This is a genomic window from Gardnerella sp. C0684A1, from assembly GCF_055326835.1.
Genome location: NZ_JBLTSX010000001.1, coordinates 156,173 through 176,646, shown reverse-complemented (window position 1 = coordinate 176,646; position 20,474 = coordinate 156,173). Strand labels below are relative to the sequence as shown.

21 protein-coding genes are annotated in these 20,474 nt (G+C 40.2%); all 21 read right to left on the bottom strand.

Features of this window, described 5'->3' with window-relative positions:
- Positions 1 to 169: 169 nt before the first annotated feature.
- The 21 genes from ACNEUN_RS00725 to ACNEUN_RS00625 all read right to left on the bottom strand — a co-directional run bounded on the left by ACNEUN_RS00725 (position 170) and on the right by ACNEUN_RS00625 (position 20,473).
- Entirely contained in the window at positions 170 to 2,947 is a 2,778-nt protein-coding gene (locus tag ACNEUN_RS00725; protein ID WP_463630184.1) for an ABC transporter permease, read from the bottom strand.
- Positions 2,948 to 2,953: 6 nt separating this feature from the next.
- Positions 2,954 to 3,655 (bottom strand): ABC transporter ATP-binding protein, encoded by a 702-nt coding sequence (locus ACNEUN_RS00720; protein WP_463630183.1) that lies wholly within the window; start codon positions 3,653 to 3,655, stop codon positions 2,954 to 2,956.
- A 126-nt stretch (positions 3,656 to 3,781) separates the two neighbouring features.
- The gene (locus tag ACNEUN_RS00715; RefSeq protein WP_427875909.1) at positions 3,782 to 4,408 is read right to left on the bottom strand and encodes a DUF5701 family protein; all 627 of its coding nucleotides are present in this window, start codon (positions 4,406 to 4,408) and stop codon (positions 3,782 to 3,784) included.
- Positions 4,409 to 4,460: 52 nt separating this feature from the next.
- Positions 4,461 to 5,528 (bottom strand): aspartate-semialdehyde dehydrogenase, encoded by a 1,068-nt coding sequence (locus tag ACNEUN_RS00710; protein ID WP_463630181.1) that lies wholly within the window; start codon positions 5,526 to 5,528, stop codon positions 4,461 to 4,463.
- A gap of 60 nt (positions 5,529 to 5,588) precedes the next feature.
- Positions 5,589 to 6,158 (bottom strand): ACT domain-containing protein, encoded by a 570-nt coding sequence (locus tag ACNEUN_RS00705; RefSeq protein WP_427875911.1) that lies wholly within the window; start codon positions 6,156 to 6,158, stop codon positions 5,589 to 5,591.
- Between the two features lie 87 nt (positions 6,159 to 6,245).
- Positions 6,246 to 7,010: an aspartate kinase gene (locus ACNEUN_RS00700; RefSeq protein ID WP_463630180.1), complete on the bottom strand. Its 765-nt coding sequence runs from the start codon at positions 7,008 to 7,010 to the stop codon at positions 6,246 to 6,248.
- Positions 7,011 to 7,148: 138 nt separating this feature from the next.
- A complete protein-coding gene (gene recR / locus ACNEUN_RS00695) occupies positions 7,149 to 7,757 on the bottom strand; it encodes a recombination mediator RecR (protein ID WP_427875913.1) in 609 nt (202 codons plus the stop codon).
- Between the two features lie 3 nt (positions 7,758 to 7,760).
- Complete coding sequence (gene dnaX / locus ACNEUN_RS00690) at positions 7,761 to 10,049, bottom strand: DNA polymerase III subunit gamma/tau (protein ID WP_463630178.1); 2,289 nt, start codon at positions 10,047 to 10,049, stop codon at positions 7,761 to 7,763.
- A gap of 101 nt (positions 10,050 to 10,150) precedes the next feature.
- On the bottom strand, positions 10,151 to 10,558 hold the full coding sequence (locus ACNEUN_RS00685; RefSeq protein WP_463630176.1) for an Rv3654c family TadE-like protein: 408 nt from the start codon (positions 10,556 to 10,558) through the stop codon (positions 10,151 to 10,153).
- A complete protein-coding gene (locus tag ACNEUN_RS00680; protein WP_427875916.1) occupies positions 10,555 to 10,956 on the bottom strand; it encodes a TadE/TadG family type IV pilus assembly protein in 402 nt (133 codons plus the stop codon). The genes ACNEUN_RS00685 and ACNEUN_RS00680 overlap by 4 nt, the downstream gene beginning before the upstream one ends.
- Before the next feature lie 44 nt (positions 10,957 to 11,000).
- The gene (locus ACNEUN_RS00675) at positions 11,001 to 11,276 is read right to left on the bottom strand and encodes a DUF4244 domain-containing protein (protein ID WP_427875917.1); all 276 of its coding nucleotides are present in this window, start codon (positions 11,274 to 11,276) and stop codon (positions 11,001 to 11,003) included.
- A 173-nt stretch (positions 11,277 to 11,449) separates the two neighbouring features.
- Entirely contained in the window at positions 11,450 to 12,022 is a 573-nt protein-coding gene (locus ACNEUN_RS00670) for a type II secretion system F family protein (protein ID WP_463630174.1), read from the bottom strand.
- Between the two features lie 43 nt (positions 12,023 to 12,065).
- Complete coding sequence (locus tag ACNEUN_RS00665) at positions 12,066 to 12,710, bottom strand: pilus assembly protein TadB (RefSeq protein WP_463630173.1); 645 nt, start codon at positions 12,708 to 12,710, stop codon at positions 12,066 to 12,068.
- 29 nt (positions 12,711 to 12,739) lie between these two features.
- Complete coding sequence (locus tag ACNEUN_RS00660; RefSeq protein ID WP_463630397.1) at positions 12,740 to 13,726, bottom strand: CpaF family protein; 987 nt, start codon at positions 13,724 to 13,726, stop codon at positions 12,740 to 12,742.
- Positions 13,727 to 13,826: 100 nt separating this feature from the next.
- Positions 13,827 to 14,933 (bottom strand): hypothetical protein, encoded by a 1,107-nt coding sequence (locus ACNEUN_RS00655; protein WP_463630171.1) that lies wholly within the window; start codon positions 14,931 to 14,933, stop codon positions 13,827 to 13,829.
- An 83-nt stretch (positions 14,934 to 15,016) separates the two neighbouring features.
- Positions 15,017 to 16,360, bottom strand: coding sequence for a ClC family H(+)/Cl(-) exchange transporter (locus ACNEUN_RS00650; protein WP_463630396.1), 1,344 nt, complete (start codon positions 16,358 to 16,360; stop codon positions 15,017 to 15,019).
- Between the two features lie 71 nt (positions 16,361 to 16,431).
- Positions 16,432 to 16,848 (bottom strand): fluoride efflux transporter FluC, encoded by a 417-nt coding sequence (locus ACNEUN_RS00645; RefSeq protein ID WP_463630170.1) that lies wholly within the window; start codon positions 16,846 to 16,848, stop codon positions 16,432 to 16,434.
- The gene (locus ACNEUN_RS00640; protein ID WP_463630169.1) at positions 16,848 to 17,369 is read right to left on the bottom strand and encodes a FluC/FEX family fluoride channel; all 522 of its coding nucleotides are present in this window, start codon (positions 17,367 to 17,369) and stop codon (positions 16,848 to 16,850) included. Before ACNEUN_RS00640 ends, ACNEUN_RS00645 begins: the two co-directional genes overlap by 1 nt.
- Before the next feature lie 159 nt (positions 17,370 to 17,528).
- Positions 17,529 to 18,830 (bottom strand): adenylosuccinate synthase, encoded by a 1,302-nt coding sequence (locus ACNEUN_RS00635; protein ID WP_463630168.1) that lies wholly within the window; start codon positions 18,828 to 18,830, stop codon positions 17,529 to 17,531.
- 118 nt (positions 18,831 to 18,948) lie between these two features.
- Positions 18,949 to 20,004, bottom strand: coding sequence for a class II fructose-bisphosphate aldolase (gene fbaA, locus ACNEUN_RS00630; RefSeq protein WP_463630166.1), 1,056 nt, complete (start codon positions 20,002 to 20,004; stop codon positions 18,949 to 18,951).
- A gap of 109 nt (positions 20,005 to 20,113) precedes the next feature.
- A complete protein-coding gene (locus ACNEUN_RS00625; RefSeq protein ID WP_463630164.1) occupies positions 20,114 to 20,473 on the bottom strand; it encodes a chorismate mutase in 360 nt (119 codons plus the stop codon).
- Position 20,474 lies beyond the last annotated feature (1 nt).

Below are 20,474 nucleotides of genomic sequence, written 5' to 3'. Positions count from 1 at the left end.
CTTCCAGCTGCTTCAGTAGATTCCACAAATTCAGAATCTGCATTTACGCCGCTATTGACTGTTTTACTCATAACTACAACTCCGTTTCTTAACGACCACGAACCTTCAATTTTATAGGAACCCTTAACTATTCAGTTAAACTCTCATAAATACTAACTTTTGATATTCACTATTCGACACTTTTAAGCGAACTAACCGGATCAATACGATCTAGCGCAGGGTTCGTTGCAAACTGCACTATTAAAGCGAATATTAAGGTAGCAAAACCTGCAATACAGTAGCTTAGTGGCGCAACCTCAACTTCGAAATATAGTGACGGCATACGCAAAGCACCAGTAAGTAAACCAGCAATAAGTCTACCCAATGGCAAACCAAGAAGTATGCCAATTACTGTGAGAGTAAGCATCTCTTTATGAACATACAAATGCACTTCTCTACGGTAGAAACCTAACACTTTAAGAGTTGCCATTTCTCGCGTGCGCTCAGAAATATTCGTACTAGCTAAAGTGAAAAGCACCGCTAAAGCCAAGCCAGCAGCAAGCGTAACTATAAGAGCCACAACAGCATTCATCAAATCAAAGCTAAATGAGCATTTCATGCGAGTAATATTCATCACCGCTAGAACACCATCTCTGTCTGCAATCTGATTAGCATACTTGATTTTAAATTTGTCGTTTCCACGCAAACGTAGCATAAGTGCATTAGGTTGCAATACTTTACCGCCACTACTTCCGAATAAACGCTCGTAGCAGCGCAAAGTCATGTACATATTAGATCCAATAAGATTGCGTACTATAGCGCGAACTTTCACTCTTGCACGCTTAAAACTTGTATTTGTTATTGTAATTTCATTACCACGAGAAATATCTAAAGAAGTAGCTGCACTTTGTGAAAGAAGAGGGCCTTCGTCGTCTAATTTAATTTCTTTCAGATTATTATTAATATCTTGCAATCTAACCATTTTAGATAAGGCATCCGTATTTCTGACGACGATCATCTGTACGCTTTCAGAATCTTCAACATTATGTTGCTTAGATGCATTATTAGATTGATTTCCCTGATATTTAGAAATTTCTCCAGAACTTACAAAAGACGGAAGCATTGATTCAACAATCTTATTGGACTTATCTTTCTCAACACTTTCCTTCAAACTCTGGAAAGAGCCAGGAGCCGCAATTGCAATAGCATCATATTTGTAAATTCCCTCATACTGTCGTAATCCTAAGGTTGCTACAGTATCGTTTAATGCTAATGCGCATACTATAAGCGCAGTGCATCCTGCAACTCCGCCAATAGTCATGCAAAGTCTACCCTTAAAGCGAGCCAAATTACGTATCGCAACTTTATTTAAGAAGCTAAGACGATTCCAAATAAATGGCAATCTCTCCAAAAATACTCTGGCTCCAGCTTTTGGAGATTTAGGCCGCAGTAACGCTGCTGGAACCTGTTTTGTCTCTCTCCAACTTACAACAATTGTGCATATTGCAACCGGTATAACAAAAGCGAGCACACACAGCGAGCCATAAAGCCAGTCGTATCGTAAAGCTACACCAGGAACAGCGTATAATCCGCGCAAAATCTTAAGTAGCAAAGATGGTATAGCCAAGAAGCCCAAAATATCGCCAATTCCGCCGCCAATAAAACAAGCGAATATTGCGAAGAAAGCGTGCCTTGTTACTGCAGCGGAACGACCATAACCCAAACTTAAGTAAGTACCAATCAATCCTCGTTCTTCTTCTACCATGCGAGCCATAGCAGTTAAACTCATCATCATAGCAACTACAAGAAAAACTGCCGGGAAAGCATAGCCAAGTGACTGTATTGAGGAAACGTCGGAACGCAAACTAGCGTAACTGTCATTTGATATACGAGTAGAAATATACCATCTCGCTTGAGGAACACTTTTTTGAATTTTTGGCTCAACGCTTTCTCGAATCTGTTCACGAGCTTTCTTTAATACAGATTCAGGTGCTTTATTTAGCGCAGGATTTGCGGCAATAATGCCGTTAACTATACTATTAATCTTTTCGCTAATAACTTGCTCACGACGAGCTTTTTCGCGAGTAAATTGCACACTATTGCGAATTTGCTCAGATGCTTCAGCAACAATCCCTCGGTATTTCTGTGAAAAAGTATTCACATGTTGAGCATCGCTTAAACGAACAGATATTGCAGTATACGGAAGATTTTCTACATTGTTCGGGGTCGCAGAAGTAAAAATCGGATAACGCGACGTAACAGAATTTCTAAAAGCTTTAGACTGGTATCCGTCAGGATTATTTAAATCTTTACTGTCTAGAACACTTCCAGTAATTCGCAAAGTATAAGTTTCCTCAGTATTCTCTTCAACACTTTTTGAATTACTTTCGTTTTTCGATTCAGAATTTTTAGACTCAGAATTTTTCGAATTAGCATCTTGAAAAATTCTCTGCACGCTAACTACTACAGTACTGCCAATACGCAATCCACTATCGTGTAAAAATCGTTGCGTTACAACAGCTTCACCAGATTTTGCTGGCATTCTACCATGTAACAAATGCAAACGATTTAACTTGTTATCTGAATGATTGTACTGAACCATATTCATCGCATAAGACGAATTTTCATCATTCAAAGGATGTGCAGTTGACTTCCACGAACGTTCCGCACTAACTTCACTTATGCCCGGAAGTTTTTTAATTGCGTCAACATCATCCTTAGTTAAACCAAGAGTTGATGCAATTTGCAAATCGTAAGAGTGGAGATTATTGTACATATCATTCGCGCCAAGCAGCATATCGTTGCAGCCAGCATAAATGCCTGTCATAACAGCAACGCCAAGCATTGCTATAACTGCTAATATGCAAAATCTTCGCCACTCACGAACCCACATTCTCACAGCGCTAATAAATACAATCGGAAGTATAGAGTGAGTACGCTTGTTATAAACTCGATTACCGCCTCTCATAGCACATCACCACTCAATATCTGCAATTGCCTTAGGATGTTCCTGTACAGTTTCGCTTATAACCTTACCTGATCGGAAACGTACGACTTTATGAGCCATAGGAGCTATAGCGGCGTTGTGAGTAATAATAAGAACTGTCATTCCTTCTGTACGGCAAATATCTTGCAGAAGTTGCAAAACAGCTTTACCAGTTTCGTAATCTAAAGCTCCGGTAGGCTCATCACAAAGCAGCAATTTCGGTTTTTTAGCAAGAGCTCGCGCAATAGACACACGCTGCTGCTCTCCACCAGAAAGTTGAGCAGGAAAATTATGAAGCCTATCTTTTAAACCAACATCAATTAACGTTTGCGCAGGATCAAAATGATCTGCACAAATCTGTGAAGCAAGCTCAACATTTTCTAAAGCAGTTAGATTTGGAACAAGATTATAAAACTGAAAAACAAAACCTATGTCTTCTCTACGATACCGCACTAAACTGCGTCCGCTTAATTTAGTAACGTCACAATCACCTACGATAACCTTGCCGCTAGTGGCCGTATCCATGCCACCCAAAATGTTTAACGCAGTGGTTTTTCCAGCGCCAGAAGCACCTAAAATCACTGTAAGCTGACCAAGTTCTGCAGTAAAACTCGCATCATCAAGAGCACGAACGACTCCAGAACCAGAAGGATATTCTTTTACCACATGATCAAACGTTATATATGCCACGATGCACTCTCTTTATCACTGAACAAGTACCCAACTTATGCAAATAATTATAAAACAATATTACTAGAATTATTATTGCACCGCATCAAGCAGACACGTTATGTGCAACATATTTTTGTTGGCATATTAAAGATTAGCCAAAGATGATACACCGCAACGTTTAATACAATAAGCATTGCCAAGCCAAGTGTGACGAGAATTAGGCCAAACCGATCCTAATCTAGGAGCACCCTGGCTCATCCAAATACTAGGAACTCTACCATCTGCACTACGTGAACCTAGCAAGTTAAAACCATTCTTGCTTTCTAAACAATCAGTGTGCTGTGTTACCATTGCCAATCCCTCTTCAAGAGTAAGAGGCAAACGCTCATCTGAATCAATTAGTTTCAAAGCAACATCTGGTTCACGATTCAAATACGAAGTGCCCATATGCGGTTCAATTACCAAATAAAACGACTCGTTCTGGAAATCAAAATCATCGCGCGGAAGAAAACTTAGAATATCTCTCGGCGGCATAGTAGTAAAACCTGCCATACGGTTTATGCTAGTTCTAGCAATAAGTGATTCCGGAGACACAAGTTTACGAGTAGGAACAAGAAGAATATTCTCGCCAAGATTACTACTATCAAGCGCATTAAGCAGAGGATTAGCAAGAATTCTGAAATCCGATTCACTCATATCCGCAACATCCGGATATCCGAGAGCTACAATGCGGTTCAACTGCTGCTTTACTACTTCTGATGCTATTGACATGTTTCCAGTTTACGCAAAGATTTACACAATCGCGAGCATAACAGTATGGAAATTAATCTACAAAATGTCGCTTTTTAGCTACTATTTCTGCTAATTGCACAGCGTTCAAAGCTGCTCCCTTACGCAGATTATCGTTCGAAATAAACAAAGATAATCCGCGTCTACCTTCTACAGCTTGATCTTGACGAATTCTACCAACGTAACTTGCTGACTTACCAGCAGCTAACTGTGGAGTTGGAATATCATTAAGTTCAACTCCTGCAGCATCTCGCAATACTTCTCGAGCCATATCTGGAGTTACATCGCGCTCAAACTCAGCATTAACGCTCATACCGTGGCCTGTAAAAACGCCAACTCGCACGCAAGTGCAAGAAGCTGCAAGATTAGGCAAATGCAAAATCTTACGACTTTCGTTACGCAACTTTTGCTCTTCGTCTGTTTCTTCTGAACCGTCATCAACGATTGCGCCAATAAACGGAACTACGTTAAAAGCGATAGTTCGAACAACTTTTGTAGGTTCAGGGAAATTAATTGCACTTCCGTCAAAAACTAGCTTATCTGCACCCTGATCTAGCGCAGCCTGAGCTTCATTCATAAGCTGCAAAGCACCAGCGCGACCAGCTCCAGAAACAGCTTGATACGATGATACAATCAAACGCTTCAGACCAAAAGCATCAGAAAGTGGCTTTAATACAGGCATGCATGCCATAGTTGTGCAGTTAGGATTAGCAACTATTCCGCTAGGAATATTATCGAGATCTTCCGGATTTACTTCAGAAACTACCAGCGGCACGTCATTATGCATACGCCATTGAGAAGAATTATCTACTACGATTGCGCCAGCTTCAGCAAAGCGAGGAGCCCACACTTTGGAAGTACCACCACCGGCAGAAAAAATAGCGATATCAATACCATGCAAATCAGCTTTTTCCACGTCTTCTACAACTACGTCTTTACCACGGTATTGCAAAATAGTGCCAGCGGAATGAGCAGAAGCCATAAAACGCAAGTCACGAACAGGAAAATCACGCTCGTCAAGTACGCGACGCATTACCATACCAACTTGACCGGTAGCTCCCAAAACTGCTACATTTACGCCGATTTCATTGATAATTGTCATCTCTATCTCACCTTTATAAAACTCTCTACGTAACTTTCAAAATATGCGATTCGACTAATTTCAGCGACCGCTTCCGCCATAAACTACGGCTTCTATTTTACTTGCGTCCAATCCATAAGACGTGTGCAAAGCGCGAACAGCGTCATCAAGCTGCTCAATTGGCACAAGAGCAGCAATACGAATTTCAGAAGTGGAGATCATTAACACGTTAATATTATGTTCACTAAGCGCTTTAAAGAACTTTGCAGCCAAACCTGACTGAGTTTTCATACCAACTCCAACAACCGCAACTTTTCCTACAGTTGGATCTACGTCCATAGAAGTGAATTGCAACTCACCATGCGCTTCTTCAAGCACTCGACGCATATCTTCCAAAGATGAACTTGGAGCTGTTAAAGAAATATCAGCAGTACCGGTAGACGCGCTAGCTTGCGCAATCATATCGACGTTAATTCCTGCTTTCGCAAGAGCAGTAAACACTTTAGAAGCCATACCAGGCATATCAGGAATTCCGCGTACCGTAATCATGCATTCGCTACGATCGTGAGCAACACCTGAAATAACAGGTGCTTCCGGACCCAAATCCGGGAACAAGTCACCCATGGTAGAACGAATATCTTGACTTACCATTTTTACCGCCCTTATTTGTTGAGTACGTTTTAATTAGTTTTAATTTTCGTATTTTCGTTTTATTTTGCGTTTAACTTTGTTTTAGATTCAACCCAAATTCGGCAAACTATTTAAATCTGTGCCTTTAGGAACAATTAATGTGCCATTGCGATGAGAGAAAGAACTTCTCACATGAAGAGGCATGTTAAAACGTTGCGCATACTCTACACAACGAAGTGCAAGAACTCTAGAACCGCATGACGACATCTCTAACATTGAATCGTAATCAATAACTGGAATTCTTTTAGCTGTGGGAACAATACGAGGATCTGCAGTAAAAACGCCATCAACATCAGTGTATATTTCGCAAACATCCGCACCTAAAGCAACCGCGAGCGCAACGGCAGAAGTATCTGAACCACCTCTGCCAAGTGTAGTATCGTCTCCAACTTCGCTAATACCCTGGAATCCGGCAACAATAGCGACACTACCCTTGTTTAGTGCTCTACGTACGCGATCTGGTTTAACAGCACGAATATGAGCTGCACCGAATTGAGTATCAGTCATAAAACCAGCTTGTGAACCGGTAAAAGAGTAGGCGTGAGAACCCTGAGCATGAATTGCCATCGCTAGAAGGCTCATAGAAATTCTCTCGCCAGCAGTCATCAGCATATCCATTTCTCGAGCAGGAGGGTTAGCATTAACACTCATTGCCTGATCTATAAGATCATCTGTGGTATCTCCCATAGCAGAAACAACTACCGCAACATCATTACCTGCAGCTTTAGTGTCAAGAATCCGCTTAGCTACGCGCTGTATTGCTTCAGTATCTTCTACTGACGAGCCGCCGTATTTTTGTACAATAAGCGCCAATTTTCACCCCTTAAGCTCGGGTAACGCGCAAAACGAGTTACAAGCTTACCAACCAATATCAAAATTAGATTACCAACTATGCTCTATTTTAATAAAGTTTCAGATACGCATAAAACACTTTCATCAGTTTGCGTTAAATTAAACGCTTTGTCTTCCAGCAAAAGCTCTACCTAGTGTTATCTCATCCGCATACTCTAAATCTCCTCCAACAGGAAGACCACTTGCTAAACGAGTAACATTAACCCCAAGCGGTTCAAGTAAACGAGCTAAATACGTAACTGTAGCTTCACCTTCTATATTCGGGTCAAGAGCGAGAATAATTTCTTTAATTTGCGTATCTTTTAGTCTTTCTAAAAGTTTAGTAACTGTTAAATCACCTGGACCGATATTTGCCATTGGATTAATAGCACCACCAAGCACATGATACACACCTTTATACTCGTGCGTGCGCTCAACGATCATAATATCTTTAGGCTCTTCTACTACACAAATCTTTGTATGGTCTCTTCGTGGGTCTGCGCAAATAACGCATGGGCTTTGCTCGCACACGTTACCGCATATTTCACAAAATCTTACGCTCTCTTTTACATCATTAATTGCTTCTATAAGCATTTGAGCATCAGAATCTGGAGCAGAAAGAATATAAAAAGCGATTCGCTGCGCACCTTTAGGCCCAATTCCAGGAAGACTAGAAAAAGCGTCAATAAGGCGACCTATAGCGCCATCATAAGACGATGCATTATGCACGAATTACTCCTCCTGCCTCTTTTTTGCTGCCAAAACCATATTTTTTGGATTTTTTGGATCACTTGCAGCAAATTCTTCTACTGCTTTAACTTCAAAAATCTGCTTTAGTTCGTCAACGTTTACATTCGCTGAAATATCTAGCGAATCGTCATCCATAGAACATTCGTCTTCTTCAGCTCCTGTAGATATGGTTTTAGTTGAAGAAGTTTCCTGCAGCTTAGATGAGTCAACTTCAGATTCATTCGCTCCACTGTTAGCAGCATCGTTATTAAAATTACGAGTAATAGATGAGTAATTTGCAGAAGAAGCATTTTCTACAGTGTTTTTAGCTACAACGCTTTCTTGCTCTTGTTTAGAGCTAAAAGCTTTTTGCTCACTAAACGGCATGCTCATAACATCAGCCATCGGCACAGATGACATATCTGCCCAAGCATCATCATCTACACTCGATATTTGAGCATTAGTAGCAGCACTTTCCGCAGTTTGATTATTAACTACTGATGCTGCGGAGCCATCAGCGTGAAGAAAATCCGAATCAGAAGTTGTTGTGTTATTCTCTTCCAGATTTTCGTTTTTTTCTTGCGTTTTAGCTTTTTCTTTAAGATTTATTCCTGTAGAAATACCGGTTTTTCGCAATAGCACTTCGCGTTTAACTTTTGAAAGTGCCTCTTGACTCATTCGAGACACAGATTCAACTCTTTCCCCGTTTGAAGCAACAGGAGCAGGCGCAATCATTGTATCTGCACCAAAAATTTCTCTTACTGCTTGCATAACAACAACAGGAACTTTCTTACCTTCGTAAGGACTTGTTGCGCACAAAGCGAGTGCAAAAGCATGCTGACTTATAGGCTGATCAAAAGTTAAAACTAATTTTTGTCTACCATTTTGGTCGCTAGAAAGAGATACTTCCGGCACATTATTGCGCGTAACATATTCACGTACGTCTTCCGGAAGTCCTTTTACTACTAGATCCCACTTTTCGTCAACACTTAGCTTTTTAACAGTACTAGTAGAAGTTTGCGAAACTTCCTGCTCTATTTTTGCATTATCGGAATTAGATTTTGAACCAATAAAATGACTTACAGCAGGTTTTTCATGAGTTTCACTACTATTAGTTTGCTTTACTGAAGAATTATGCGAAGCAGAATTAGATGAAACTGTTTTAGAAGAAGATTCATTAATCTTTTCGTCACGCTCAGCTAATAATCTTGCCATCAAAATTTCAAGATTCATTCTAGGAGAAACTGCACTTGCCATACCAGCAAATGCATTATTCACAGTTTGCGCCATACGAGATAAATCAACCAAAGTTAACTTATCTGCTTGTTTACGCAAATCTTCCAAATCTTCAGGCGCCATATCGTTAAAGAAACCAGCTGATGCTTTTTGACCAGCAGATACTATAAGCAGTAAATCACGGAGACGGCCGAGTAAATCTTCTACAAATTTACGCGTATCAAATCCACCAACAATAACTCTTCTTACAACGTCATAAACTGCAGCTCCATCAGCGTTAATAAGAGCATCAACAACTTCTCCTATTAGCGAACTAGGAGTAAATCCTAGTAACGCTACTGCAGAGTCTAAAGCAATAACACCATTTTCAGCACCAACCATTAATTGATCTAATACTGAAAGAGTGTCTCGCATTGAACCTGCACCAGCTCGCATCGCTAAACGCAACACTCCAGGAGCAGGCTCAATGCCCTCCTTCTTGCAAATATCTTCCAAATATGGAGACATTACTTCTGGAGGAACAAGCCTAAACGGATAATGGTGTGTACGAGAACGAATAGTACCAATCACCTTATCTGGCTCAGTTGTGGCAAAAATAAACATTACGTGCTCTGGAGGCTCTTCGACAATTTTTAAAAGAGCGTTAAAGCCTTGAGGAGTTACCATATGAGCTTCGTCAAGAATAAAAATTTTGTAACGGTCTCGCGCAGGTGCAAAACCTGCACGCTCGCGAAGCTCTCGAGCATCATCAACACCGTTGTGACTTGCAGCATCTATTTCTACAACATCTATAGAACCAGGACCACCAGTTGCTAAATCTTTACAACTCTGACATTTTCCGCAAGGATGAGAAGTAGGCCCTTGTTCACAATTAATACAACGAGCCAATATTCTCGCAGAACTCGTTTTTCCGCATCCGCGCGGCCCAGAGAACAAATACGCGTGCGTAATACGACCTTTATCTAAGGCTCTACACAACGGAACGGTAACTTGATCCTGTCCAATAACCCCATCAAACGTGTCCGGACGATAACGTCGATATAGTGCAAGTGCCATGATTTCTAACCTACCGCCACCTAACTATTTCCCCAATATAACTTACTCCAGATTAGCAGTATCCTTTGCCTTGAAAGCTGACGAACTTCAAGTTACAAAATTTACCGAACTTTTGCGCAATCTTCTAAACCTGCACGCACTATTACACTTACGTTACTAGCAAACGGAAGATTTAAAGGAACACTAACTTTCACGGTAACATCATCATTAATAATTTTGCAGGATTCCATTATCGCATTATTAGCACTTACTGTACTTGCGACAACATCACACGCATCACCTTCCGCACGTTGCAAAGTAGCTGCACCAGAAAGAGCAGCAACGCTTGCAACAGCGTGAGCACGATGTTTTGCAATTAAAACTGATCCTAAAACTGCCGAAAACGTTAGCATAGCGCAGATTGCTAGCACTAGCATAATGCCAAGCATTGTGCCAGCACCGCAATCTGCTTTCTTACATGCGCGTCGAAATAAAATAGCAAAACGGTTACACTGCAGAGAATGCTTCATGACACTACCTGCGATATTCTACTTTCAACAACAGTAGGAAGAATATGCAAAGGATCTGGGAACACCTGACAACGTACAACAATATCTGCAAAATTATTGTTTTTAGTCACACGCACAGAAGCGCCCGGACCAGCTACTTTAGTAACAATGTTATTAACATCACGAGTATTGCGATGAGTAACAATATAATATGCCACTTGAGCTGCAGCATCGTGACAATTCATACTGCATACAACAGCTCTACCAACACCAAATAGTACAAGCGCAAGAAGTACAACAGCTGGAAGAACAACAGAAAATTCTGCAGTTACAGCACCGTCATCAAAAGCTTTTAAATTATTGTGCTTAAGATTATATTTCAGATACTTCTGCACATTTTCTAACAACCGATTTTGCATAATAGGCTCATTTCATAAAACTAATACAATTTTCTTACGATTTATTAGCCAATTTTGAGCGCTTTTTTCACTACATCAGTAAGCGTTTTGCGAATATCATCTGATTTCAAAATAGCGACTAGAAGCGCAGCAAAACCAGTAGCAGCAATAAGTACAACAGCATATTCTGCTGTTACTGCACCTTCGTCACTTTTATGAGTTAATTTGATTAGCTTCGCATGCCACTTTTCTACAGCCTGTTCGGCTGCGATAAGTCGTTCGTTGCATTGCATCCCAACAACAATGCACCGAGACGACAACTCTTGTGCAATCCCAACCATAATTAATCCACCTTTCAATTTAAGGCATCCGAAATTTTCGGATAAAACTATTTTTGCAACAATGCAATCTCTTACAAAGAAAAAATATGCATTGTGGATACAGGCTATAAACACCGCAAAAACGGCGGCATTATGCGGAAATGTAGAATATTCCCAACAAATTAATTAAAAAATTAACGAACCATTGAAACTATTGTTGGCAAAATACCTATGCAAAGAAAAGCTGGAAGAAAACACAAACCAACTGGCAGCAGCAAACGCACTGATAATCTTGCGGTTTCTTGCCTAGCAACATTACGCAAACTTTGCTCATAATTATTTGTAAGAGCGCGAAGCACAGGAACTGGAGAAGCACCACAACACCACGATTCTTCCAAAGAAGTAGAAAGCCAGTGAGACAGCATCAAAGAGTTGCTTCCGCTTTTAGTAGAATAATCAACACTGTACGGAGCAGACCAAGCTTCACGCCATGTGCATCCAGAAAGAAGCGCTTTAGAAACAGATTCCATCCACAAACCTCTTCCTCCAGGCATAGCATCTCCAACAGTGTTTAATGCTCGTGGAATAGACACTCCACTTCGAAGCGCAACCATAATCATATGCAGTCCTAGAATTGGGTCAATATCTTCTGAATTACTGCATCTTCTTTCATACTTTAAACTCATTCTTTGCAATGGCAACAGCGAGCGCTCACCTAAAGCACACGCTTCTTCACTAACATTGCAGCACTGCCATACAAAAATCATAAAAAATGGAAAAATAAGCCATAGTTGATGTAAATATTCCAAATCACACCCCCGATACTGCTTTTAACATTGCGTTCCTAGAAGAACGAATAATTGTTTTTATCCACAAAACCCCAAAACCGTAGCAAGATAATCCAATTGCAAGAAGCACCCAACCGTAAGAATTTGTTATCAACATATTCACAGGATGACCACCTAAGAATTCTCCAGCAACTAAAGCTAATGCCGGCAGCGCAGAAAGTAATTTAATAGTTGCTTGTGGCATAGCCGCAACGTCTGCACGCAAATCTTCTGCCCTACGTTTTGCGCGATAAGATGACATAGTTGCTTCTACGCACTCTGCAATTGCGCAGCCAAGAGTATTGCTCAAAGTGTATGCAGCCATTAAATTTTCTGAAACTTCACGAATATTTTTCTCGATCACAGAACGTTTTTTAGCGTTAATTTTCTTATATTCACTAAGGCATCGTTTTTCTAACCACTTTTGAATAGAAACAATGCTTACTGAATTACAATTACACTTTTTTACACGCGTTTTTAAATTATTTTGCGAAAAATTTTTATTTCGTAAGATAACTATTTTTTTCTCTCCACTCTTTTCAACTTGTTCTCTTTGCATAATCGTTTCAAATGAAGCCCCAGATCTTAACGCTGCAACTAAAGCAGCAAGTGCTTCTTCAATATCCATATTCTCCCCGCATTTTCTCTCACACTATTTCATACTTTGCAAACTGAGTTGGAAGATTTGCACAAACCCCATTTTTTTGCAAAAATGTTCCATTCCGGAAAAATTTTTATACTCATATGTTTAGAATCCTTATTTACTCTCAGTATTGAAATTCCTTTCAATATTTCACCGCCGTTTATAGATTGCAATACGCCCAATTCACGTATATAACGTTTACCGTCAAGTTCTCGTTGGACGTGAATAACCACATCAAAAGCTCCTGCAGCTAAAGAACACAATGCTTCTGGCTTAAGCCCCGCAAGTAAACCTAATGCCATAAGTCTTGCTGGTACTCTATCAACCTCATCAGCATGTAAAGTTGTCATTCCACCATGATGACCAGATGTGAAAACTCTAAGCAAATCTGCTATCTCTTCGCCTCTACATTCGCCTAGTATGATTCTGTCTGGTCTCATTCGCAAAGTTGCTTTCACTAGCTGCGGCAATCCTACAGCCCCAGCACCTTCTACATTTGCTTCTCGCACACTTAATGACACATGATGAACTGCAATATTCCCTAATTCTCTTACCTCTTCTACAGACACAATACGATCTTGAGCATTCGCAGCAGAAAGTAGCGCTTTCATCAACGTTGTTTTTCCAGATCCTGTGCTACCCGTAATAAGTATATTTGCCCGCATTTTTACAAGTTTTTCCAACACTAATAGGATTTCTTTTGGCATCATTCCTATATCACTTAATGTAGCTAAATCGTAATGTTGCAATGCTGGAAATCGTATAGATAGTGCAGCCCCTTTAGACACAATTGGAGATATAACTGCATGAATTCGTATACCTGATTCACTAGAAGCGTCTGCAATAGGACATGCGTCGTCTAAACGTTTACCTAATTGCGCACACAGCCAAACTGAATACTCTCGCAAAACAGAAGGATTACTTAAAGGCACTCTTGTACTTTTTTCTTTAAGACCTTCACCTTTATCTACCCAAACGCGACCATCTTCCGTAACAACCATATCTGTTACTGAACAGTTTTCTGCAAAATTTTGCAATATTCCAAAATCTATATCGCATTCTCTTTTTTCATAGCATGATTGTTCTTCAATTTTTGCTCGATCAAAATCTTTTATTAGCATGATTCCCCTTTGATTTTGTTGCGTGACGACGATAACGTCGAGAAGTATTTGCTTTCTGATCTCCAAAAAGCCACTCATACAACTGTTTCATTGCTTCTTCTGAAGATTTTGGTATACATTTGATGCCATATCCGCCAATAATATCTGCATATAGTTTTGAGTTATGAACTACTCTTCCAGATACTGAAGTTTCTAAATATTCAGCTGCTTCATTGGTATTCAGTACTGCTGCTCTAGATGAAAGACCTCTAGGATCTAACCCAATAACAGTTAAATTAGCTTCATCAGAGAATAGTTCATTTTCTTCGGATAATCTTTTTAAATGCATACGAAGTCTAGCTAATGACAATACAGAAAGTTCAGTAGCAAAAATTGTTGGAACTAAAGAAAGCATAGGAGTATTTTCTAGTAGTTTCCTTGCTGCAGCACCAGAACCTATATCTATAATCACAACATCACAAACATCTGCGAGTGCGCGTATAGCAGCTTCAACAACCCACGGTTTAGGAGCATCTCCATGCCAAGGAGCATAAGCCAACACGTTCACACCATCCCAGTGCAGAATTTCATGTTTCAAAACATTGCCATCGCAACGTCCCAATGGTGCTTCTACTTCTTGCAGTCTTCTACCTTCATCAGATTCAAGACCTAATAAAACATCTATACCACCGTTATCCATATCGGCATCAATTAATGCAACACTTAAATCTTGATCTGCTAAATATTTTGCGAGCATGGATAGAGTAGTACTTAAGCCTATACCATCGCAAGCAGCAGAACCAACTACTATATTATGAGGAAATTCTTTAAGATCCTCTTCCTCATAAGATTCATATGAATCTGTAATAAAATCTTTCGCATCATATACATCCTCATATTTTGAAAATGTATTTTCAAACGCACTATCAGCGTTTATGCAAGAAGTTACAGCAGTATTTTTTACAGCAATCTCACTACCAACATTTTGAGTTCTAATATCTTTACTCTGCGAAAGCTGCGGAGGGTAGGTATATATTTGCCTACGCTGTTGAACAGGCAAATCACTTCGTGTATCAGTATTAACATTCATGCGCCTATTGAAACGCATAACACTAAATCATTGCAATAGTTTTTTACTAATGTGGATACAGCCTCAATAAAGGTTGAAATTATGCCAAAAAGTTATACACATTACTTGCTTGTGACTACAAGATCACCATGATCTTTCATATAACGATTAAGCAATTCACCATAAATAGGCTTAGTGCGCAGCATATCAGACACGAGTAAAGCTATAAAAGCTGATGCAGCAACCGGCAAAGTATGAAGTAACGTTCCTGACATTTCAACAGTAAGCAGAATAGATGTCAATGGTGCTTTAACGGAAGCAGACAAAGTTCCTGCCATAACGCAAACCGCAAACACTGCAATAAACTTTTTATCAACCCCAAATATTGACGTATCCGTAATAGCACGAGCAGCAACGCCGCCAGCAAGAGCACCAACTGAAAGAATTGGCATGAAAATTCCGCCAGGAGCACCACAGCCAAAGCTAGTAGAAGTAAAAATCATTTTTGCAACAAACAGTACGCACAAAAACAGTATGCTAATTCTTCCATATTCAGAAATACGTATAAGATTGGCTCCACCTCCAAGAACTTCCGGCAAGAACAACCCTACTGGAATTGCTATTAAGCAGGCTAGCGAAACTGGCATCCAAGAAGGCAAACGCTTATACAAAGTTTGCAATCCAAGAAGAGAACGGTTCATCAAAGAACCAACTATTCCGGAAAAAATACCTAAAGGTATAAGCCACCAATGAAGTTCAATAGGCAAATCTGGGATAATACCAAAATCTAAAACCGGTTTAAGACCTAAACAAGTCTGAGCAATAAAATCAGCACATAAAGATGCAGTAGCTGCTGTAATAAGCACAGTAGAAGAAAGACTGTGCCTAACTTCCTCCAAAGCAAACATAAGACCAGAAAGCGGTGCGCTAAATGCTGCAGAAAGACCAGCAGCTGCACCAGCAGTTACCATATAATGTTCATTCTCATCGCCGTAAGTCTTCTTACCTCGCAAAACTCGCGAAAGCATTTGACCGCCGCAAGCTCCAATCTGAATAGATGGGCCTTCACGTCCAAGAGATAAACCAAATAAAGAACCAAGCAAGCCGCCAACAAAACGAACTGGTAGAATAGTGTTCCATTTCATATCAAGGCCGTGTTTTTCATAACCAACAACCTGAGGAATTCCACTTCCTGAAGCCATGCTTTCACGTCTGCTCATCCAACCAATGAACAAACCAATAAACACTGCTCCTACAATGCACAATACTATCCAAAGCCAGTACGTTTGAATTTTCACATACGCCCAAAGAGCAAAATCAGTACCATACTCAATGCCAAAACGGTACAAAACTACTAAAGCACCAGAAATAATACCAACAAGAGCACCAGCGCACACTTTTTTCCAGCGAAGAAGTCTAAAAGTTTCCCCAAAACGAGCGGAAACTGCACGTAAAACGTTATTCATGCTTTTTAAAATCACAAATCGATCCTTATTCACTCTGATCTCTAATCAATAAACTTCGAAGATGGAAAACACTATATTCTTGCAATAGAAAATATAAACAGTTGAACCAATACAAACCCAGACAAAGCACAGAATAACGGTATAAATAATTCCAAACTGAGAATCTTAATGCAATTTCTTATATCTTTCTTTTGCATAAACTCAACGCCCTCAAAAATTGCTGTAGAAAAAGTAGAGAATCCACCCAAAAATCCAGTTATCGCGCATAAAGACAATCCGCGCAAAGGAACAAAATCATATATTAAACATTGCGAAGCAAACATTACTGCTCCCATAACAAAAGAAGCAAACGCATTTATGATAAGCGTCGCAATAGGAAAATTACGTTTCCAAATATGTGAAATTCCGCGAGTAACAGCGCATCTGCATACTGCTCCAAGTCCACCACACACGCATGGAATTAGTATAGGCAAAATACAAGTTTCCACTATTTCACCGCCTCGGAAGTCATACTATTCTCATCAATATTTTCCTTGCGTTTTAAGCTAATTTTTTCGGCAATACTGCTACCTAATAAACTTCCTGCTAAAGCGCTAAAAACACCTAAAACCATTGACAATATCATAAGAAGCAAAGCAAATATGCCACACGGAAAAATAAGAGAAGCCATACCTTCAAAAGCAAAAGTAGACATTGTTGACAATCCGCCGCAAAAACCCGTTCCCAACGCATATTTGCATAATTCTTTGCGCCTAGAAGATGCTATTGCAACTACCAGCGAACTTACTGCAGCAAAAATAAAGCATGCAAGCATATTTGAAATAAAAGTGCCTAAAGTAATATGACCGAATATAAGAGAATGACCTTCAGAAGTGTGAATAATGCGCGAAAAAGCAGAAATACCAGTACGCACCAGTACTCCAAAAACTCCTCCAATAAACACAACCGCGTAAATTCTCAAATCGAAGTGTTTATGATTATGATGAGATTCATTTTCTTTTGCGTCCATTAATCGCACCACCAAATTTTTGCAAATCATAAATTTTCTATCCACAAGCCGTTATAAATACCCACTAACTGCATTGCATAAACCAAAACGGCACTTCTATAAACAAAAGTGCCGTCCTGGAATACTCAACAATTCATAATAAACCTCTAGTAAATCACATTAGTCAATCAACGAATGAACGCTAATAATGTGATCACGCTGAGGACCTGTGCCTATGGCAGAAATACGACAATGCGAAAGCTCTTCAAGTCGCTTAACGTAGCTTTGAGTGTTAGATGGCAAATCTTCAAACTTATGAATTTGTGAAATATCTTCGCTCCAGCCTGGAAGCATCTCATAAACTGGTTTTGCTGAAGCGAACATAGATTGATCTACTGGCATCTCATCTACGCGCTTTACTGTTCCGTCGCTTAAAGTTACGTCGTAAGCTACGCATACAGGAATTTCTTTTAAGCCGGTAAGAACGTCAAGTTTAGTAAGAACAATATCGGTTAAACCGTTCACGCGAGTAGCGTATCTGCTTACTACAGAATCAAACCATCCGCAACGACGTGGGCGACCAGTTGTCACACCATACTCGTGACCTTGTTCTCTTAACCAGTCACCTTGTTCATCTAAAAGTTCAGTTGGGAATGGGCCTTCACCAACTCGAGTTATATAAGCTTTAGCCACACCAATTACGCGATTAATGCGTGTAGGACCTACGCCAGTACCTGTGCAAGCTCCACCTGCCGTAGGATTTGATGATGTTACGAAAGGATATGTGCCGTGATCAACGTCGAGCATGGTAGCTTGTCCGCCTTCAAACAGTACAGTTTTTCCTTCATCCATCGCCTTGTTCAATATCAATGACGTATCTGCAACATATGGCTTTAAGCGTTTTCCAAGTTCCACAAGTTGAGCAGTTACTTCATCAACATCTAGAGGATGCTGATTGTACAATTTCACAAGCATCTGATTCTTTTGATGCAAGCTAGCTTCAACTTTATCGCGCAAATGTTCAGCGTTGAACAAATCATGCACACGAATACCAACACGATTAATTTTATCCGCATAAGTAGGTCCAATACCACGACCAGTTGTACCAATCTTATGCTTTCCAAGGAAGCGCTCGGTAACTTTATCGATTACGCGATGATACGGCGTAATAATATGCGCAGCTTCACTTAGCAACAGTCGAGAGCAATCAACTCCACGAGATTGCAATGCGTTAATTTCTTCAAGAAGAACTTCAGGGTCTACTACAACACCGTTTCCAATAACAGGTGTCACATTAGGACTGATAATACCACTTGGCAGTAAGTGTAAAGCGTAAGACTTATCGCCAACTACTACTGTATGTCCAGCGTTATTACCGCCGTTAAAGCGTGCAACAATGTCGACTTTAGAGCCAATTAAATCTGTCGCTTTGCCTTTACCTTCGTCACCCCATTGAGCACCTATAAGCACAATTCCAGGCATGCCGCACCTCCATTTTTTGAGCTAACATTGCTCAAATTTCACAACCCTACCGGGTAATAGCCTAGCGCTATGCCCCTACCGAAATAATAAAAATAGGCAGAATTGCGTAAAACTGTTATTATTTCAACGCTTTGCCGGCTGAACCAAGCTCCACGCAAGCTTGCACAACGCGCTTTGCCATAGCTTTTTCAGCCTCTCTGCCCCAAGAACGAGGATCGTATAGTTTCTTTTCACCAACTTCACCGTCTATTTTCAAAACTGCATCATAATTTCGGAACATATGACCAGCTATAGCGCGAGTAAAAGCGTACTGCGTGTCAGTGTCAATATTCATTTTAACTACGCCATAATTAACGGCTTCAGCAATCTCTTCAGGTTTAGAACCAGAACCGCCATGAAATACTAGTAAGAATGGTTTTTTAGACGTACCAAAAGCACGTGAATCGCAAGTTTCTTTATACTTTTCGTACACATTCTGCTGAATTTCTTGAAGAAGCTTTGGTCGCAGTTTCACAACTCCCGGCTTATATGAGCCGTGAACATTGCCGAAAGTAAAAGCAGCCATATATCTTCCACGTTCGCCTAATCCAAGACTTTCTACAACTTTTTCTGCATCTTCCACTGTTGAATAGAGACGCTCATCGATATCTGCTTTTTGGCCGTCTTCTTCGCCGCCTACTGCACCAATTTCAATTTCTAGAATTGTACGAGCTTTCTGTGAGGCATCGAGAAGCTCTTCAGCAATGCGCAAATTACGATCTAAAGGAATAGTTGAACCATCCCACATATGTGATTGAAAAAGCGGTTCCTCACCTTTTTTTACTTGCTCTGCTTCGCGTAAAAGTAGCGGACGAATCCAATCGTCTAAATACTGTTCAGCGCAGTGATCTGTGTGAAGCGCGATAGTGATATTAGGGTAATGTGATGCAACTTCGTGCGCAAAACTTGCGAAAGCCAAGGAGCCGACTACACGATTATTTACAGACTGTCCTGAAAAGTACGATGACCCGCCTACAGAAATTTGAATAATACCATCAGATTCAGCCTCAGCAAATCCTTGAAGCGCAGCATTAAGAGTTTGCGTACTCGTAACGTTAATAGCAGGATAAGCGTATGCTCCACGGCTTGCAGAATCAAGCATTTGCGCATAACGTTCAACAGTTGCGATAGTCATTTTGCCGTCCTCAATAATATTATTTAAAAATAAAACACACTCTGTTTTGTACGCAAATACGCAACTTTTACCGCTTAGCGCAAAATTCTAACAAGAAGTGCTATTCTCGCTATTTTTCTTGATTATCACTATTAGCTATTTCTTTATGTCGTCTTTTTGCCTCAGTAACAACAAAATTATGATATTGCAAAGCTATATCTTCTGATAATCCTGCGTTTTTTGCGACTTCTTTTAGGCGTATTATTTGTGATTTTTCTCGCACTTTGTCTTCTGGAGAAATATGATTTCGCGCTTTAATTACACCAACTTTTTCCGTGCATTTGAAACGCTCAGCCAAAAGCGCAATAACAGCATTGTCAATATTGTCAATCGATTGGCGCAAAGCGAGAATCTCATTGGCACAATCCTCGTGACTGGAATTGTTGAGAGCCTCACGAGCGCCAACCGTTATTTTAGAAAAATCACACATG

Coding starts and splice junctions, on each gene's coding strand:
- ACNEUN_RS00660 (WP_463630397.1), bottom strand. CDS start 13,726: ATGGTTGTTACGGAAGATGGTCGCGTTTGGGTAGATAAAGGTGAAGGT.
- ACNEUN_RS00710 (WP_463630181.1), bottom strand. CDS start 5,528: ATGACAATTATCAATGAAATCGGCGTAAATGTAGCAGTTTTGGGAGCT.
- ACNEUN_RS00680 (WP_427875916.1), bottom strand. CDS start 10,956: ATGCAAAATCGGTTGTTAGAAAATGTGCAGAAGTATCTGAAATATAAT.
- ACNEUN_RS00670 (WP_463630174.1), bottom strand. CDS start 12,022: ATGATTTTTGTATGGCAGTGCTGCAATGTTAGTGAAGAAGCGTGTGCT.
- ACNEUN_RS00715 (WP_427875909.1), bottom strand. CDS start 4,408: ATGTCAATAGCATCAGAAGTAGTAAAGCAGCAGTTGAACCGCATTGTA.
- ACNEUN_RS00685 (WP_463630176.1), bottom strand. CDS start 10,558: ATGAAGCATTCTCTGCAGTGTAACCGTTTTGCTATTTTATTTCGACGC.
- ACNEUN_RS00640 (WP_463630169.1), bottom strand. CDS start 17,369: ATGGACGCAAAAGAAAATGAATCTCATCATAATCATAAACACTTCGAT.
- ACNEUN_RS00705 (WP_427875911.1), bottom strand. CDS start 6,158: ATGGTAAGTCAAGATATTCGTTCTACCATGGGTGACTTGTTCCCGGAT.
- ACNEUN_RS00650 (WP_463630396.1), bottom strand. CDS start 16,360: ATGAATAACGTTTTACGTGCAGTTTCCGCTCGTTTTGGGGAAACTTTT.
- ACNEUN_RS00625 (WP_463630164.1), bottom strand. CDS start 20,473: ATGTGTGATTTTTCTAAAATAACGGTTGGCGCTCGTGAGGCTCTCAAC.
- ACNEUN_RS00675 (WP_427875917.1), bottom strand. CDS start 11,276: ATGGTTGGGATTGCACAAGAGTTGTCGTCTCGGTGCATTGTTGTTGGG.
- ACNEUN_RS00665 (WP_463630173.1), bottom strand. CDS start 12,710: ATGGATATTGAAGAAGCACTTGCTGCTTTAGTTGCAGCGTTAAGATCT.
- fbaA (WP_463630166.1), bottom strand. CDS start 20,004: ATGACTATCGCAACTGTTGAACGTTATGCGCAAATGCTTGATTCTGCA.
- ACNEUN_RS00725 (WP_463630184.1), bottom strand. CDS start 2,947: ATGAGAGGCGGTAATCGAGTTTATAACAAGCGTACTCACTCTATACTT.
- dnaX (WP_463630178.1), bottom strand. CDS start 10,049: ATGGCACTTGCACTATATCGACGTTATCGTCCGGACACGTTTGATGGG.
- ACNEUN_RS00655 (WP_463630171.1), bottom strand. CDS start 14,933: ATGCGTTTCAATAGGCGCATGAATGTTAATACTGATACACGAAGTGAT.
- ACNEUN_RS00635 (WP_463630168.1), bottom strand. CDS start 18,830: ATGCCTGGAATTGTGCTTATAGGTGCTCAATGGGGTGACGAAGGTAAA.